This window comes from uncultured Microbacterium sp. (assembly GCF_947632095.1).
Lineage (GTDB): Bacteria > Actinomycetota > Actinomycetes > Actinomycetales > Microbacteriaceae > Microbacterium.
The window spans coordinates 32,454-47,980 of record NZ_CANROA010000007.1; the positions used below are offsets into that span (position 1 = coordinate 32,454).

A 15,527-nucleotide genomic window follows, 5' to 3' on the forward strand; every position below is an offset into this window, starting at 1 on the left:
AGAAGGACGCCGGAGGGCGAGAACGTTGGAGCGAGCCCGGAAACGGCGGCGGACGAAGATCTGGACACTGATCCTCGTGCCGGTGATCGTGGTGCTCGCCATCGGAACGACGCTCGTGGTGGCGGCGCTGCAACGCCCTGCGCCGGCGGATGAGGGATCGGAGGCCGCGACGCCGTCTCCCACACCTACACCGACGCCGCTGACACCGGTCGAGCAGCTGCTGGTCGATGCGGATGATCCGCTGGCCTGCGCGGTGGAGTTCGACGGCGAGGGGATCGACTTCGAGCCGATGCTGCAGAGCCAGGAGACGCTCTTCGCGTCGCTGCCGATTCCTGCTCGCGACGGAATGGCGTTCGGCGGTTGGTACACGAGCGCAGAGGCGGCCACGGCCTTCGAAGCCGCGTCGCGGATCAATGGTTCGGATCCCGTCACATGCGATGACCAGCGGCTCACCCTGCACGGATCGTGGATGACGGCGGAGGAGAACGCGGCGACCGACACCGAGGTGCCGATCCTCATGTACCACCAGTTCACGACCCGGCCCGAGGGCGAGGACGGATGGCTGCGCGGCAATTACGCCTACATCGGCGATTTCCAGGCGCACATGGAGCACATCGGCTCGACGGGGTTCTACCTGCCCACGTGGGATGAGCTCGCCGCCTTCATCGATGGCAGGCTCCATCTGCCGCCGCGGTCGGTGATCATCACCGATGACGATGCGGATCAGACCTGGTTCGATCTCGCGGTTCCCGTGGTCACGGAGAACAAGGTGATCGCCACGTCGTTCATGGTCACCGCCTACCGGCAGGACCCGGCGCCCTCGCCGTATGTGCTGCGTCGTTCGCACACGCACGACATGCACGAGGCGGGTGAGGATGGGCGTGGACGCATGGCGAACTGGTCGGCCGACGAGATCGCCGCCGACCTCAACGCATCCGCCGATGTGCTCGGCGTGCGCGAAGTCGTCGCCTACCCCTACGGGCACTACAACGACACGACGAAACAGGGCGTCGCCCAGGCCGGGTTCGAGATGGGGCGCACGATCGAACCGGGCAAGGTCCGCATCGGCACCGACAAGCTCGCGTTGCCGGTCGTGCGGATCGACTACGGGATGGGGATCGACGCGCTCATCGCCCGGATCGGCTGACCGGGGGATCAACCGGCGATCAGTAGCTCCACGATCGGAGCCGTCACCGCGGCGCGCATCTCGGCGTCGGTGATCGTCGGCTCCCCGTCGCCGGACTGCGGGCCGTAGGCGCCGAACGAGGCGTGAGAAGCCCCGGCGATCTCGATCATCACGGCGCCCGTGGGCAGAAGGTCGCGCGCTTCGGAGATCTTCTCCGGGGTCGACAGGCCATCCTCGGATCCGGCGAGGCTGAGCACCGCGAGATCATCCGGGACTTCTCCGGCACAGTACGAGGCGAACAGGACGAGCGCGTCAGCCTCGGAAGCGAGCATGCAGGCGCGCACTCCGCCGAGCGAGTGTCCGCCGACGCCCCAAGAGTCGATCTCGGGCACGGTGGAGGTGAAGGCGTCGAGGCCGCGCACATCGAAGAAGGCGAGGTTGAGCCACGGGCGGGTGATCACGACCGTGACCCCGGATGCCGCCACATCCTGCAGCACCGGGACATACGCCCACGGGTCGACCTTCGCCCCCGGGATGAACACCAGGCCCGCCTCTGATACGCCATCGGCGGGGGAGAGCACGATCCCCTCAGGAGCATCATCGATCGTGATCGACGGATTCGCGCGGGCCTCCGCGAGAGGCCCGTCTTCAGCATCCATCACCCCGACCTGCGACCAGATGACGCTGCCTCCGACCGCGAGCACGACGAGGGCGACGAGTCCCCCGATGACCCATCGCAGAACCCGACGCTTCGTGCGCATGGCCGGAGCCTATCGGCGCGCCACAGCAGGATGCGTGGCGAGGTACTCCTCGAACGCCTCGGCCGTGCTGCGGGAGGGCGTGTAGCCGAACTCCTCCTTCAGCGCACGATTGGCGAGCACGGGCCGGTAGCGCAGGAACGGCACCTTCTCGGGGCCGTGCGGGGTGAGGCGCAGCATCCTGCCGATGCCCAGCGCGGCCGCGAGCGCCCATGCCGGCACGACGACCTGACCCTTGCCCAGGCGACGTGCGATGTCGGGGACCGTCAGGGCGCCGTCGCCGGCGACGTTGTAGATGCCGGCCGGACCGTCCGTTGCCGCACGGACCATGGCGCCCGCGACATCGTCGACCCAGATGAAGACGAACGGGGCATCCGACCCGGCGATGCGCAGCAGGCGCGGGCCGTCCCACAGTGCGGTGATCTGATTCTGCACATCCGGCCCGAGGATCGTTCCGATGCGGAAGATGACCTGCTCGAGTTCGGGGTGGGACACACGGTACTCGGCGAGCAGCTCCTCGACGAGGCGCTTGTGGCGAGAGTACGGGAATGCGTCGTTGCCGCGCACCGGGACGCTCTCATCGATCCACGCCGGACTGTCGGCGTGGTAGCCGTAGGCCGCGCCCGAACTCGAGACGACGATGCGCCGCACACCCGCCTGAACACAGGCCGCGAGAACGTTCTGCGACCCGGTGACGTCGACCCGGTACTCCAGGTCGACATCGACGCCCGGGTTCACGATGGCCGCGAGGTGAACGACGGTGTCGATGCGCAGCTCCTGCAGCACCGGGGCGATGGAGGAGGCATCCGTCACATCCAGCACGACCGACTCGATGCCCTCCCGGGGCTCCTGGGCGCGCAGGTCGGCGGCGACGACCAGCTCGACGTCCTCGCGCTCGGCGAGGAGGCGTGCCACGTGCGAGCCGAGGAAACCGGCGCCGCCGGTGATGAGAACGCGGGTCATGAGGCCTCCACCGCGCTGCGTCCCGAGGCATCGCCGGTCGCGGACCCGGTGCGCTTCTTGGTGTGCCGTGCCCAGAGACCGGCGACGACGAGACCGGCGACGATGTCCCAGATGCCCCACCAGCCGGCGACGATCGCCATGCCGCCCAGGCCTCCGAAGAATGCGAAGACGAGGCCGAGGCCGAGGCCGGCGTTGCGGATGCCGACCTCGAACGTCATGGCCTTGCGCTCACGGGTGCCCAGCCCGCCGACGACGGCCGTGCCGTAGCCGAGGGCGAGGGCGACGGCGTCGTGCACCGTGACGACGAGCACCACGATTCCCAGGACCTGGATGAAGACAGACCAGTTGCCCACGAGCGCCACGAGGATGAAGGCGACGAGCGCGATCAGGCTGAACCACTTCACGATCGGGTGCGCGCGGGCCGCGATCTTCGGCAGCTTCGCGCGCAGCAGGAGACCGATGGCGAAGGGCACGCCGATGATCAGGACGATCTCCAGGAGCATCTTGCCCGGGTCGAGCGACACGTCCTCGAGCACTGTGCGCGCGGTGGGGTGCAGCGACCCCCAGAACGCGATGCTCAACGGCATCGCGACGATGTAGACGAGGTTCCCGACAGCGGTGAGCGACACGGATAGTGCGACGTTGCCTCCGGAGCGGTGGGTCAGCACTTGCGAGATGTTGCCCGGCGGGCAACAGGCGACGAGGATCATCCCCATCGCCATGGATGCCGTCACCGGCAGAATCATCGTCAGGCCGAAGGTGACGGCCGGCAGCAGCAGCAACTGTGCGAGGAGTGCGATGACGAAGGGCTTCGGATGCCGCGCCACGACGCGGAAATCGGAGGGGGAGGTGTCGAGGGCGATGCCGAACATGATCAGCCCGAGGACGATGTTCAGCAGGGTGAGCGATCCCGGTGTGAAGCTCAGGACGACGTCGTCGACGTTCATGCGGCCTCCAGCCCTTCGCGCTCGGTGCGGACCGCGGCGCGGTAGGCGCTCTTGTTGACGTAGTACGACATACGATCCAGCCCCAGGTATCGGTAGCCGCCGGTGACATCGGGCCAGGGCTCGCCGGTCACGCGCCGACGGAAGCGCGCCGCGCGGGCGGGCGCGTTCTCGACCGTGGCGAGGTAGGTCGCGAGCAGCTCGGCCTGCTCGTAACGGCCCTGCCAGCCGATGCCGCTGGCCTCGATCATGCCCATGACGTACAGACCGTTGAAGGAGGCGGGGAAGACGTTGAGGAACAGCTTCGGCGAGGCGGCGCGCCACGACAGGTGCTCGCGATCGACGAAGGGGTAGTCGAGCGTGTAACCGGTGGCGAGCAGGATGATGTCGTAGTCGGCGTGCGATCCATCGCGGAAGTGCACGGTCGAGCCGTCGAAGCGGTCGATGTTCGCGCGGATGCGCAGATCTCCCTGGCCGAGGTGGTTCAGCACCATGGTGTTCACGATCGGGTGCGACTCGTAGATGCGGTAGTCCGGCTTCGGGAAACCGAACCGGGTCGGGTCTCCCGTGAAGGCGCGCAGCATCTTCGTGTCGACGAACTGCTTGAGGCGGCGGGGGAGCGGCCTGCCGGTGTCGAAGGTGTCGGTGGGGCGGCCGAAGACGTAGCGCGGCACGAAGTAGTAGCCGCGGCGCACGCTCATATCGACCCGTTCGGCGCGGTGCACGGCATCCACGGCGATATCGCACCCGGAGTTGCCGGCTCCGACGATGAGTACGCGCTTTCCCTCGAGCATCGCGGCGCTCTTGTAATCGTGCGTGTGCATCATGGTGCCCGAGAACTCGCCGCGGAAGGCGGGCACGTTGGGCTCGGCGAGGGTGCCGTTGGCGAGGATCACTCCGTCGTAGCGCAGCGTTTCTTCGGCACCTTCCGCCCCATCGTCGCGCGGCTCGGCGACGACCGTGACATCCCACTCGTCGCCAGCGGGCTCGACACGGGTGACCCGGGTGTTGAAACGGTAGAGGTCGTCGAGGCCGAAATGCTCGGCATAGGAGCGGAAGTACTCCAGAAGCACCTCGTGGCTCGGATAGTCGACGTCGCTCTGCATCGGGTACTCGGCGAACTCGGTCGTCGTGCGGGACGAGATCAGATGCGCGGATTCATACATCGAGCTGCGCGGATTCGCGATGTCCCAGAGCCCGCCGACGCCGTGCGACGCCTCGAAGCCGTCGACGTGGATGCCCTGCTTCTGCAGGGCGCGGGCCGCGGCCAGGCCCGAGGGGCCGGCGCCGATGACGGCGTACTTCTTCATGCTTCTCCTTGCACGGCGGTGTGCTCGATCGTCGCCCCCCAGCTGATTCGATCGTACCGGCACCGCCGTGCGGCGACGTCATCAGCGCTGTGCCATCTCCTGCTGACGCGCGGCGACGGCGGCCTCGACGGCCCGGAAGAGCGGATGCTCGGGCTCGAGCCCGGTCATCGACGCCGTGAGCTGCTGCGCACCCTCCGCGCGCAATCGGCGCTTCAGCTCGACGGACTGATCGTCCTCCGGGTCGTCGAAGCGGAGTGCGGCCGTCACCGCGGCGACGAGCGCCGCCGTGGGCAGGCCGCGTTCGGCGGCGGTGGCGGCCGGGCCGATGAAGCGTTCGTGCCGGGAGAGCTTGCGCAACGGCTGGCGGCCGACGCGCTGCACCGTGTCGACGAGCGCGGGATTGCGGAAGCGCTCGAGGATCTTGGCCCGGTAGTCGGCCAGGTCCGCGGGGTCGAGGCCGTGCACCGCGGTGAGCACCGCCGAGGTCTCCGTCAGCGCTGTGGCGACCCGTGCGGCGATGGCGGGGTCGGCGAGCGCATCCGAGATGCGCTCGATGCCGGCCTCCGCCCCGAGATACGCCGTCGCGGCGTGCCCGGTGTTTACGGTGAAGAGCTTGCGCTCGATGTAGGGGGCGAGGTCATCGACGAAGTGCGCCCCCGGGATGCTCGGCAGGGACTCCGCGAGGGGGAGCCGCTCGATCGTCCACTCGAAGTACGGTTCCACGGTGACATCGATACCGCCGTCCGCAGGCTGCGCGGGCACGATGCGGTCGACGGCGGTGTTCGCGTACGCGGCACGCGCCGCCGCGTCGGCATCCAGGCTCTCGATCTCCGCCCGCAGGGTGTCGGTCGCGCCGATCGCGTTCTCGCACGCCATGACGGTCAGCGGCGAGGCATCCGGATCCCGGCGCCGCAGGCCCGCGACGATCGCCGGCGCGATGAAGCGCAGCACGGTCGGACCGACCGCGCAGGTGACGACATCGGCCGAGGCGACCTCATCGGCCACGGCATCCGGATCCTCCGCACTGTTCACCGCTCGGAATCCGGTCACGACATGGTCGGTGCCGCCCGGGCCGGCCTCATGAACCGTGTAGGAATCGGCGGCGTTGATGGCGTCCACCAGGGCGCCGGAGACATCTGAGAACACCAGGTCGTAGCCGCCCTGGTGCAGCAGCAGACCCACGAAGCCGCGCCCGATGTTGCCGGCGCCGAAGTGGACGGCCTTCATCCTTCGTTCACCGTCGACAGCAGCTCGTACAGCTCATCCGGGGTGGTGGCGGCGTGGAGCCGGGCCACATCGTCCTCATCCGAGAACAGGATGGCGATCTGCGAAAGGATCTCGAGGTGCTCGTCACCGCGGCCGGCGATCCCGATGACGAAGGTGGCCTGCTCACCGGCCCAATCGACGCCGCCGTCGTAGCGGACGACCGACAGACCGGAGTCGAGGATCGCGTCCTTCGTCTCATTCGTTCCGTGCGGGATCGCGAGCCCGTTTCCCATGAACGTGGAGACGGTCTCCTCGCGCAGCTTCATCGCGTCGACGTAGGCCGGGGTGACGGCACCGGCGGCGACGAGGATATCGGTCGCCTCCTGCAGCGCCTCGTCCTGGGTGACGGATCCGGGATGGATGCGGACCTGGCCGCGGTTCAGGACACTCATGATTCTTCCTCTCGCTGGGACTGGACCATCTCGACGACCTCTTCGTATTGCGGTGCATTCATGAAGTTGTCGACCGAGACGTGGATGGAATTCGGCGAGGTGCCCTTGGCGCGATCGGTCAGCTGCTGCTGGGTGATCACGAGGTCTGCCGTGCCGTCGAGATTCGCGATGGCCTGGTTGGTGACGGTGACATCCGTGATGCCGGCCTTCTTCAGCTTGTTGCGCAGCACGCTCGCGCCCATGGCGGAGGAGCCCATGCCGGCGTCGCAGGCGAAGACGACGTTGCGGATCGGGGCCGTGACGGTTGCCGTCGTTCCTGCTGCGGCCGACGCTGCGAGACCGGACAGCGTGCTCGACGCCTTGCCCTTGTTCGCCTCGGTCTGCGCGATGGCAGCGGCGAGCGGGTCGCCGCCGGCGGCTTCCGCGGCGATGTCGCGCTTGCGGCTGGCCCGGAGGATGACACCGCAGACGAGGAACGATACGGCGGCCGAGAAGAGCACGGAGCAGATGACGCCGAGGTGGCTGCCGGGCGCGGTCTGGATGAGCACCGCGAAGATCGATCCGGGGGCTGCCGGAGCCACGAGACCCGACTGGAACACCATGTTCGTCGCAACGCCCGTTGCACCACCGGCGATCAGACCGATCACGAGAGCGGGCTTGGCGAGGACGTAAGGGAAGTACACCTCGTGGATGCCGCCGAGGAACTGGATGATCAGCGCACCCGGTGCGGTCGCCCGGGCGACGCCGACGCCGAAGACCATCAACGCGAGCAGCATTCCGGCGCCGGGGCCGGGGTTGGCCTCGATGAGGAACAGCAGGCTGCGTCCGGTCTCCTGCACCTGCTCGGTGCCGAGCGGGGTGAAGACGCCGTGGTTGATGGCGTTGTTCAGGAACAGCACCTTCGCGGGTTCCACGATGATGCTCGCCAGCGGAAGCAGGCCGGTTTCGACGAGCCAGCCGACCGCGTTGCCGAGGATCTCGGTGATCCACTTCATGACCGGTGCGAGCCAGAAGAACGATGCCAGCGCCATGAAGAAGGCGACGAACCCGGCGGAGAAGTTGTCGATCAGCATTTCGAAGCCGGGCTTGACCTTGCCCTCCCAGGGCTTCTCGACCCACTTGAGGACGATGGCGGTGAGCGGGCCGACGATCATGGCACCCAGGAACATGACGGTGCCGGATGCTCCGATGATGACGCCCATCGCGGCGACCGCGCCGACGACCCCGCCGCGGTGCCCGTGCACGACGCGTCCACCGGTGAACGCGATGAGAAGCGGAAGCAGGTAGTTGATCATCGGGCCGACGAGGCCCGGATACTCGACGCCCCCGACCTCACCTCCGCCGAGGATCGCGGAGTCCGCCCACTGCCACGATTCGACGGGGCTGTTGCTGCCCAGCCAGCCGTCGGGGATGAACAGCGCCGTGATGAAGCCCCATGCGATGAACGCCGAGATATTGGGCATGACCATGCCGGAGAGGAACGTGCCGAACTTCTGCACGCCGACCCGGAGTCCGCCGGTCTTTGCGGGGGACGGTGACGTCGTCGTCATGATGTCGTCTCTTTCTGATGTGAGGGGAGGGATGCCGCGGCCTCGGCCACGGCGCTGCGCGCACCGGCGGCGTCATCGGCCGCGAGTGCGATCTCGGCGAGGCGACGCGTCTCGTCGAGGGTGCGCTCGGTGAGCGCGAGTCGGATGTCGGCGAGTGCCGCGGGTGCCATCGACAGGCTCGTCGCGCCCAGACCCACGAGGACGACGGCGAGCAGGGGATCGGCGGCGGCCTCGCCGCAGATACCCACGGGCTTTTCAGCGCGTGCGCCGGCGGTGCCGACCTCGCCGACGAGGCGCAGCACGGCGGGATGCCACGGGTCCTGGAATCCGGCGACGGAGCCGAGCAGACGGTCGGCGGCCATCGTGTACTGGGTCAGATCGTTCGTTCCGATCGAGGCGAAGTCGGCGTGCGCGAGTACGCGGTCGGCGAGCAGGGCGCTCGCCGGCACCTCGACCATGACCCCCGCCGTCTTCAGCCCGTACTCGCGGGCGAGACCGGTGAAGTAGGCGGTCTCCTCGACCGTGGTCACCATCGGCGCCATGACCCACAGATCCGCGGCGGTCGCGGCATCCGCCTCGGCGAGCGCCGTGAGCTGCTCGCGCAGGATGTCCTCGCTCGCGCGCAGGGAGCGGAGGCCCCGCAGACCCAGCGCAGGGTTCTCCTCGTGGGCGTCGTTGAGGAAGGCGAGCGGCTTGTCGGCTCCGGCATCCAGCATCCGCACCACGACCTTCTGAGCGGGGAAGGCCGTCAACAACTCCGTGTACGCGGTGCGCTGCTCGGCGATCGTGGGTGCCTGCGCGGAGGAGAGGAACAGGAACTCGGTGCGGAACAGGCCGACGCCCTCCGCTCCTTCGGCCACCGCATCAGCGGCATCGGCGGGCTTCCCGAGGTTCGCGAGCAGAGCGATCGGTGTGCCATCCGCGAGCGCTCCCGCGGTCGGCGGCGCGCTGCGGGCCGCGTCGCGGTCGGCGGCGCGCTGGCGCGCGCGCTCGATCTGCTCGGCGCTCGGATCCGTCGTCACGGTTCCGGCCGCGGCATCCACGATCACCACCTGCCCGGTGCTCAGTTCACCCGCCGAAGCGGCGCCGACAAGTGCGACGATGCCCTTCTCCCGCGCAAGGATCGCGGTGTGCGAGGTCGGGCCGCCGTCCGTCGTGATGAGCGCGAGAACCTGCTCCAGATCCAGGAGCGCGGTATCGGCCGGGGCGAGGTCGCGCGCGACGAGGACGAAGGGATGCCCCGGGTCGGGGATGCCGGGAGCATCCACTCCCCGCAGATGCGCGAGCACGCGCTGGGCGATGTCATCGAGGTCGGCGGCGCGCTCGCCGAGGTATCCGCCGACGGCCTCGAGCGTGGCACGGAAACCGGCGAAGGCATCGTGCACGGCCCACTCCGCACCGGCGCCCTGGTCGATGCGTGCATCGACCTCCTCCTGCAGGCTGGGGTCCTCGGCGATCATGGCCTGCGCCTCGAGCACCTCTTGGGAGGACCCTCCCGCGGCATCCGCCCGCTGCTGGAGCTCCGCCGCGACGGTCGACACCGCCTCCCGCACCCGGGCGCGCTCCGCCTCGGGGTCGAGATCGCTCGGAGAGTTCTCCGGGGCCGGCAACGGCTCGGCCATCCGCACGACCGGACCGTGCGCGACTCCGCGTCCGACGCCGACTCCGCGCAGCTCGGTCATGCCTGCTCCTGGTCGTGATCCGTCGTCAGCAGCTCGGTGAGCGCGTCGAGCGCACCCTCGGCGCCGGCACCCTCCGCGGTGAGCGTCACGTAGTCGCCATGCTCGACGGCGAGGGCGATCACCGCGAGGATGCTCGCGGCGTTGACAGGCTTGCCGGAGTCCTTCGCGATCGTCACCGGGATGCCGGACTCCTTCGCCGCCTGGGCGAAGAGCTTCGCGGGACGGGCGTGCAGCCCGTGGGATGAGCCGATGCGCACGGTGCGGCTGAGAGCGGTCATGATGTTCCTTTCGCAGAGGACGAGGAGCGGGTCGAAGAGGGAAGACCGGGGGAGCGCTCGAGCTCCGCCAGCACCAGGGCGAGCGTGAGGGCGCCGTCCCGATCGGCCTGGACGTCGGCCGGGAGAACCGCGACGGGAATCGGGACCCGCGCGCGGATCGGCTCAAGACGATCGGCGATGTGCGGGCCGAGGAGCACGAGATCGGCGAAGGCGTGATCGATCGTGAGCTCCGTGCCGGGGTATGCATCGAGATCGAGGCCGGCGCTCTCGGCCGCGCGCCGCAGACGCTGGGCGATAAAGGTGCTGGACGCACCCGCGCCGCACACCACCAGGATCCTCATCGATGCCACCTCGTTCCGCTGTCCAGTCTGGGAAGACGCTGAACGATCCGCCACCACATTCCCTTCCGCCCCTGCGGAATCTTCCACAGGGTCCCGCACCGGGCCGAGGGCTGGCATCATGGGGCAGTACCGGCACCGGATGGGGAGGAGCGCATGTCGCGTCAGCGTCAGGACCAGCTCCTGCAGGCGCTGCTGCGCCATGACGACTGGGTGACCGCTGCCGAGCTCGCCGATTCCCTCGGAGTGACCCCGCGCAGCATCCGCTCCTATGTCGCATCCCTCAACGCCCGCGGCAGCTCAGGCGACGCCGTCGAGTCCGGGCCCGCCGGCTACCGGGCGGGACCGGGCGCGCACACAGCGCTGCGTTCGCGCGCCACCGGAGACATCACACCGCGAGATCGCCTGCACGCCCTCGTCCGCCTGCTGCTGGACGCCGATGACGGCATCGACGTCTACGACACCGCCGAGCGGCTGCACATCAGCGACGCGACCATCGAAGCCGACCTCGCCCGGGTGCGCGGTCTCCTCGACGGTGCGGATCTGCGCTTGGAGCGCGACCGTGAGACCGTGCGCCTGCAGGGGACGGAGATCGCCCAGCGGCGGCTGCTCAGCCGCCTCGCCCACGACGAGATGGATGCCGGATCCTTCCACCCGGAGAGCATCCGCCGTGCCCTGACAGGGAGCGCGGTCGCCGCCCACGCCGTGGCGCCCTTCAAAGCGGCGCTGGTGGGAGAGCTCGGAGAACTCGGATACTTCGTCAACGAGCTCGCGATCTCCGACGTTCTGCTGCACATCGCGATCGCCGCCGACCGCGTCGCGGCGGGGCGCCCTCTCGACGCCTCGGCGGTCGACGCTGGCGACGAGGCCCCGAAACTCGCCTCGGTGATCAGTCGCCTCGCCGCCGAGCACTTCGGCGTCTCGCTCGGCAACGGCGACAGCGCGCACCTCGCGACCCTCGTGCTCACCCGTGCCATCGCCCCCGGCGAGGAGACCACCGCGGAGGCGGCGCGACGTGCCGTTGACGCCACGATCGAAGCCGCCGTGCGAGCCGAGATCATCCAGGCCGCCATCGACTACCAGGTCGACCTCGTCGATGAGCGCTTCATCCTGCGACTGGCCCTGCACGTGCAGAACCTGCTGCGCCGCGCCCAGGAACATGCCTGGACCCGTAACCCGCTCACCCGTTCGCTCAAGTCCTCATACCCGATGATCTTCGAGGTCGCCGTCTCGATCGCCAGCGGACTGCACGACCGGCTCGGCGCGCCGATCCGCGACGACGAGATCGCCTACATCGCCATGCACATCGGCGGCCGTCTCGAACGCAGTCGCAAGGCCGAGAGCATCCTCAGCGCCGTGATCGTCTGCCCCGGCTATTACGAGCTGCACGAACTGCTGCGCTCGAGCATCGATCGCTCGCTCGGCACCGCTGTCGAGGTCACCGGTGTCCTCACGAGCGTCGACCCCGATTGGGACGGCATCGACGCCGACCTCGTGCTGACGACGATCGAACCCGGCGCCGGGGGCGAGCGCTACGTGCGCATCCAGCCGTTCCTCACCGACGCCGACATCGAACGCGTCACCCAGGCGGCCTCCCGGATGCGGCGGGCGAGGCGACTCGCACGATTGCGCGAGGAACTCTCCCGATACTTCCACGCCGACGCCTTCATGCACCCGCTCGCGGACTCCGGCGACGAGACGATCATCCGTCGACTCGGCGGGCTGCTCGTCGAACGCGGGCTGATCGGCGAGGACTACATCGAGAACACCATTGCGCGCGAGCGCATGTCCTCCACCGCCTTCACCGACGCGCTCGCCGTGCCCCACGCCCTCCAGATGACCGCCGAGCGGACCGCCATCGCGATCGGAGTCGCCGAGGGCTCCGTCGCCTGGGGCGAAGGGCGCGTGCAGGTCGTCGCGCTCGCCGCATTCAGCGAGAACGACCGGGCGGCCTTCCAGACCGTCTTCGAGCAGCTCGTCGAGGTGTTCAGCGAGCGCGAGAGCGTTCAGCGCATCGTGCGCCGCGGGACGAGCTTCGAGGCCTTCCTCGACGAGCTCGTCGCCGTCATCGACGGCTGAGGCCCCTCCGGGATCGAAGGGGCCTCAGGCGTTCCGAGGGAACGTCAGGAGACCGGATCGAGCGCCTGCGCCAGGGCGGCCAGCACAGCATCCGCCTCCGGTGACGGAGCCGTCTCGAGGGACACCTCGTCTCCGATCTCCAAGGCGAGGTCCATGACGGCCAGCACACTCGACAGATCCACGACCGTGCCATCGTGCGTGCGCAGGGTCACCGGATCCGAGTGCTCGGCGGCGAGACGGACGAGCTCGGCTACCGGGCGCGCATGCGCGCCGCCCGGGACCGTGATCCTCACCTGACGGACGGGCATCATCCGCCGGCGCTCAGGAGCGCTCCTCCAGCAGAGCCCGCGCACCGGCCTCGAGCGCGGAGACGATCGTCTGCGCCTCCTCGGGAGTATCGGCCTGCGCATCCAGATAGATCTTCAGCTTCGGCTCGGTGCCGCTCGGGCGCACGATGACGCGCGATCCGCCCGCGAGGCGGTAGAGCAGCACATCGCCGGACGGCTCGCCCGGTGCGGCCTGGAGCAGATCATCGGCCTCGGTGATCGCAAGGCCGCCGAACTCCGCCGGCGCAGTCGTGCGCAACGACAGCATGATCTTCGCGATCACCGCGATGTCATCGACGCGCACCGATACCTGCCCGCTGGCGACGTGCCCGTACGCGTCTCCGAGCTCGGAGATGAGCGTCGCGAGCGTCTCACCGCGTTCGCGCGCCTCGGCGGCGAGACCGAGCACGGCGATCGCCGCGGAGATGCCGTCCTTGTCACGCACCGTCTCGGGGTTCACAAGGTAGCCCAGGGCCTCCTCGAAGCCGAAGACCATGCCGGGAGCACGCGAGATCCATTTGAAACCGGTCAGGGTCTCGTGGAAGTCCAGCCCGTGGCGGGCCGCGATCGTGCCGAGGCCGGGGGAGGAGACCAGCGAGCATGCCAGCGAAGCGCCCGGCGTGCCCTCCGCCGCGCGGGCCGCGCGGGCACCCAGCAGCAGGCCGATCTCGTTGCCGCTCAGACGGCGCCAGCCGCCCGCAGCGGTCGTATCCGGGATCGCGACCGCGAGACGGTCGGCATCGGGGTCGTTCGCGAGGATGAAGTCCGCGCGGGTGCGTCGGCCCGCGGCGAACGCGAGATCCATCGCGCCCGGCTCCTCCGGGTTGGGGAAGGCGACCGTGCGGAAGGTGGGGTCCGGCTCGAGCTGGTCGAACACGGCCTTCGGCCGGGGGTAGCCCGCGGCATCCAGGATGCGCGCGAACGTCTCCCAGCCGACGCCGTGCATGGCCGTGTAGACCCAGGTGAGCTTGCGGGCGGATGCCGGCGCCGGGGCGACGGCGGCCGTCGCCGCGACGTACGCCTCGACGACCCTCTCCCCGGCGACCTCGTAATCCTGCGAACGGGCGAGAGCGCCGATGTCGCCCGCGTCGGCGATGCGCTGGATGTGGGCGGCGATCTCCGCATCCGCGGGTGCCACGATCTGGGAGCCGCCATCGGCGCCGCCCAGGTACACCTTGTAGCCGTTGTCGTTGGGCGGGTTGTGGCTGGCGGTGACCATGACGCCCGCGTCCGCGCCGAAGTAGCGCACGGCGAAGGCGAGCACGGGCGTCGGCAGCAGGCGCGGCAGCAGGATCGTCCGCAGCCCCGCACCGGCGAAGACCTCCGCCGAGTCGAGCGCGAAGCGGCGCGAGTTGCGGCGGCCGTCGTAACCGATCACGACGGTCGGTGCGGGGCCCGCCGCGTGCTCGATGAGATATCCGGCGAATCCGGCCGCGGCCTGGGCGACGAGCACCCGGTTCATGCGGTTGCTGCCCGCACCCAGCTCGCCGCGGAGCCCGGCGGTGCCGAAGGCGAGGCGCGTGGCGAAACGATCGTCGAGATCGGCGAGGGCTGCGGCCTCGCCGGCACCGGCCCGGGTGATGATCGCGGCCAGCTCGTCGCGGGTCTCGGCATCCGGGTCCTGGCGTAACCAGGCGCGCGCCTGGGAGAGGCGGATCTGGGTCTGCTCGCTCACAGGGCCTCCACGACACGGGCCAGCAGTGCGGAGATCACCGGTTCGGCGGCCTGACCGGCCTCGATCACCTCGGTGTGGCTGAGCGGGGTCTTCTGGATGCCGGCGGCGAGGTTCGTGATCAGCGAGAAGCCGAGGATCTCCATGCCGGCCTCACGGGCGGCGATCGCCTCCAGGGCCGTCGACATGCCGACGATGTCACCGCCCATCTTCTTGGCCATCTGCACCTCGGCCGGGGTCTCGTAGTGCGGTCCGCGGAACTGCGTGTAGACGCCCTCGTCGAGCGAGGGATCGATCGTGCGGGCGACATCGCGCAGGCGGGTCGAGTACAGATCCGTCAGGTCGATGAACGTCGCGCCCTCGAGCGGCGAGTCGGCCGTGAGGTTGATGTGGTCGCTGATGAGCACCGGCTGGCCGGGCTTCCAGCTCTCGCGGGCGCCCCCGGCGCCGTTGGTGAGCACCATGATCTTCGCCCCGGTCGCGGCGGCGGTGCGCACGCTGTGCACGACGCGGCGGACGCCGTGGTTCTCGTAGTAGTGCGTGCGTGCGCCGATCACGAGGACGTTCTTGCCCCCGGGGGTGCGGATGCTGCGGAGGGTTCCGACGTGGCCGGCCAGCGCGGGCTTCGAGAAGCCGGTGACCTCGGTGGCCGGGATCGTCGCGATCGTCTCGCCGATGAGCTCGGCGGCCTTGCCCCAGCCGCTGCCGAGCGTGAGGGCGATGTCGTGGTTCTCGACGCCGGTGAGCCGCGCGATGTCTGCGGCGGCGCGAGCTGCGATCTCGAACGGGTCCGCGTTCGGCGCATCGAGAGGGTTGTCATGAATGTCGGTCATGGTTCCACTC

The 15,527-nt window shown here is 69.4% G+C and carries 15 protein-coding genes; 2 read left to right on the plus strand and 13 right to left on the minus strand.

The genetic code is table 11. From position 1 onward, the window contains the following. Positions 1-76: 76 nt before the first annotated feature. Entirely contained in the window at positions 77-1,147 is a 1,071-nt protein-coding gene (locus tag Q0Z66_RS03725) for a polysaccharide deacetylase family protein (protein WP_298037920.1), read from the plus strand. Between the two features lie 8 nt (positions 1,148-1,155). On the opposite strand, the gene Q0Z66_RS03730 is transcribed toward Q0Z66_RS03725, so the two are convergent. The 10 genes from Q0Z66_RS03730 to Q0Z66_RS03775 all read right to left on the minus strand — a co-directional run bounded on the left by Q0Z66_RS03730 (position 1,156) and on the right by Q0Z66_RS03775 (position 10,610). Further along, positions 1,156-1,887, minus strand: a complete 732-nt coding sequence (locus Q0Z66_RS03730) for an alpha/beta hydrolase (protein WP_298037922.1) — start codon at positions 1,885-1,887, stop codon at positions 1,156-1,158. 9 nt (positions 1,888-1,896) lie between these two features. Then, complete coding sequence (locus tag Q0Z66_RS03735) at positions 1,897-2,847, minus strand: SDR family oxidoreductase (protein WP_298037925.1); 951 nt, start codon at positions 2,845-2,847, stop codon at positions 1,897-1,899. After that, a complete protein-coding gene (locus tag Q0Z66_RS03740; protein ID WP_298037927.1) occupies positions 2,844-3,794 on the minus strand; it encodes a bile acid:sodium symporter family protein in 951 nt (316 codons plus the stop codon). The genes Q0Z66_RS03735 and Q0Z66_RS03740 overlap by 4 nt, the downstream gene beginning before the upstream one ends. Continuing rightward, positions 3,791-5,101 (minus strand): NAD(P)-binding domain-containing protein, encoded by a 1,311-nt coding sequence (locus Q0Z66_RS03745; protein WP_298037929.1) that lies wholly within the window; start codon positions 5,099-5,101, stop codon positions 3,791-3,793. The genes Q0Z66_RS03740 and Q0Z66_RS03745 overlap by 4 nt, the downstream gene beginning before the upstream one ends. 81 nt (positions 5,102-5,182) lie before the next feature. Further along, the gene (locus tag Q0Z66_RS03750) at positions 5,183-6,328 is read right to left on the minus strand and encodes a mannitol-1-phosphate 5-dehydrogenase (RefSeq protein ID WP_298037932.1); all 1,146 of its coding nucleotides are present in this window, start codon (positions 6,326-6,328) and stop codon (positions 5,183-5,185) included. Next, positions 6,325-6,759, minus strand: coding sequence for a PTS sugar transporter subunit IIA (locus Q0Z66_RS03755; protein ID WP_298037934.1), 435 nt, complete (start codon positions 6,757-6,759; stop codon positions 6,325-6,327). The genes Q0Z66_RS03750 and Q0Z66_RS03755 overlap by 4 nt, the downstream gene beginning before the upstream one ends. After that, entirely contained in the window at positions 6,756-8,309 is a 1,554-nt protein-coding gene (locus Q0Z66_RS03760) for a PTS mannitol transporter subunit IICB (protein ID WP_298037936.1), read from the minus strand. The genes Q0Z66_RS03755 and Q0Z66_RS03760 overlap by 4 nt, the downstream gene beginning before the upstream one ends. Then, positions 8,306-9,991: a phosphoenolpyruvate--protein phosphotransferase gene (gene ptsP / locus Q0Z66_RS03765; protein ID WP_298037938.1), complete on the minus strand. Its 1,686-nt coding sequence runs from the start codon at positions 9,989-9,991 to the stop codon at positions 8,306-8,308. Before ptsP ends, Q0Z66_RS03760 begins: the two co-directional genes overlap by 4 nt. Further along, complete coding sequence (locus tag Q0Z66_RS03770) at positions 9,988-10,269, minus strand: HPr family phosphocarrier protein (protein WP_298037939.1); 282 nt, start codon at positions 10,267-10,269, stop codon at positions 9,988-9,990. Before Q0Z66_RS03770 ends, ptsP begins: the two co-directional genes overlap by 4 nt. After that, entirely contained in the window at positions 10,266-10,610 is a 345-nt protein-coding gene (locus tag Q0Z66_RS03775; protein ID WP_298037942.1) for a hypothetical protein, read from the minus strand. The genes Q0Z66_RS03770 and Q0Z66_RS03775 overlap by 4 nt, the downstream gene beginning before the upstream one ends. 153 nt (positions 10,611-10,763) lie before the next feature. Here Q0Z66_RS03775 and Q0Z66_RS03780 point away from each other — a divergent pair, with 153 nt between their 5' ends. Beyond that, on the plus strand, positions 10,764-12,686 hold the full coding sequence (locus tag Q0Z66_RS03780; protein ID WP_298037944.1) for a PTS sugar transporter subunit IIA: 1,923 nt from the start codon (positions 10,764-10,766) through the stop codon (positions 12,684-12,686). Between the two features lie 44 nt (positions 12,687-12,730). Here Q0Z66_RS03780 and Q0Z66_RS03785 read toward each other — a convergent pair whose 3' ends face one another. The 3 genes from Q0Z66_RS03785 to Q0Z66_RS03795 are packed head-to-tail and all read right to left on the minus strand — an operon-like array spanning position 12,731 to position 15,517. Beyond that, the gene (locus tag Q0Z66_RS03785; RefSeq protein WP_298037948.1) at positions 12,731-12,997 is read right to left on the minus strand and encodes an HPr family phosphocarrier protein; all 267 of its coding nucleotides are present in this window, start codon (positions 12,995-12,997) and stop codon (positions 12,731-12,733) included. 10 nt (positions 12,998-13,007) lie between these two features. Then, positions 13,008-14,687: a phospho-sugar mutase gene (locus tag Q0Z66_RS03790; protein ID WP_298037951.1), complete on the minus strand. Its 1,680-nt coding sequence runs from the start codon at positions 14,685-14,687 to the stop codon at positions 13,008-13,010. Further along, positions 14,684-15,517 (minus strand): purine-nucleoside phosphorylase, encoded by an 834-nt coding sequence (locus Q0Z66_RS03795; protein ID WP_298037953.1) that lies wholly within the window; start codon positions 15,515-15,517, stop codon positions 14,684-14,686. Before Q0Z66_RS03795 ends, Q0Z66_RS03790 begins: the two co-directional genes overlap by 4 nt. Positions 15,518-15,527: the final 10 nt, after the last annotated feature.

What these genes read in the sequence shown, in the direction of transcription:
- Q0Z66_RS03780 (WP_298037944.1), top strand. Translation starts at nt 10,764, where the DNA reads ATGTCGCGTCAGCGTCAGGACCAGCTCCTGCAGGCGCTGCTGCGCCAT.
- Q0Z66_RS03760 (WP_298037936.1), bottom strand. Translation starts at nt 8,309, where the DNA reads ATGACGACGACGTCACCGTCCCCCGCAAAGACCGGCGGACTCCGGGTC.
- Q0Z66_RS03775 (WP_298037942.1), bottom strand. Translation starts at nt 10,610, where the DNA reads ATGAGGATCCTGGTGGTGTGCGGCGCGGGTGCGTCCAGCACCTTTATC.
- Q0Z66_RS03785 (WP_298037948.1), bottom strand. Translation starts at nt 12,997, where the DNA reads ATGATGCCCGTCCGTCAGGTGAGGATCACGGTCCCGGGCGGCGCGCAT.
- Q0Z66_RS03770 (WP_298037939.1), bottom strand. Translation starts at nt 10,269, where the DNA reads ATGACCGCTCTCAGCCGCACCGTGCGCATCGGCTCATCCCACGGGCTG.
- Q0Z66_RS03745 (WP_298037929.1), bottom strand. Translation starts at nt 5,101, where the DNA reads ATGAAGAAGTACGCCGTCATCGGCGCCGGCCCCTCGGGCCTGGCCGCG.
- Q0Z66_RS03795 (WP_298037953.1), bottom strand. Translation starts at nt 15,517, where the DNA reads ATGACCGACATTCATGACAACCCTCTCGATGCGCCGAACGCGGACCCG.
- Q0Z66_RS03740 (WP_298037927.1), bottom strand. Translation starts at nt 3,794, where the DNA reads ATGAACGTCGACGACGTCGTCCTGAGCTTCACACCGGGATCGCTCACC.
- ptsP (WP_298037938.1), bottom strand. Translation starts at nt 9,991, where the DNA reads ATGACCGAGCTGCGCGGAGTCGGCGTCGGACGCGGAGTCGCGCACGGT.
- Q0Z66_RS03755 (WP_298037934.1), bottom strand. Translation starts at nt 6,759, where the DNA reads ATGAGTGTCCTGAACCGCGGCCAGGTCCGCATCCATCCCGGATCCGTC.
- Q0Z66_RS03735 (WP_298037925.1), bottom strand. Translation starts at nt 2,847, where the DNA reads ATGACCCGCGTTCTCATCACCGGCGGCGCCGGTTTCCTCGGCTCGCAC.
- Q0Z66_RS03730 (WP_298037922.1), bottom strand. Translation starts at nt 1,887, where the DNA reads ATGCGCACGAAGCGTCGGGTTCTGCGATGGGTCATCGGGGGACTCGTC.
- Q0Z66_RS03750 (WP_298037932.1), bottom strand. Translation starts at nt 6,328, where the DNA reads ATGAAGGCCGTCCACTTCGGCGCCGGCAACATCGGGCGCGGCTTCGTG.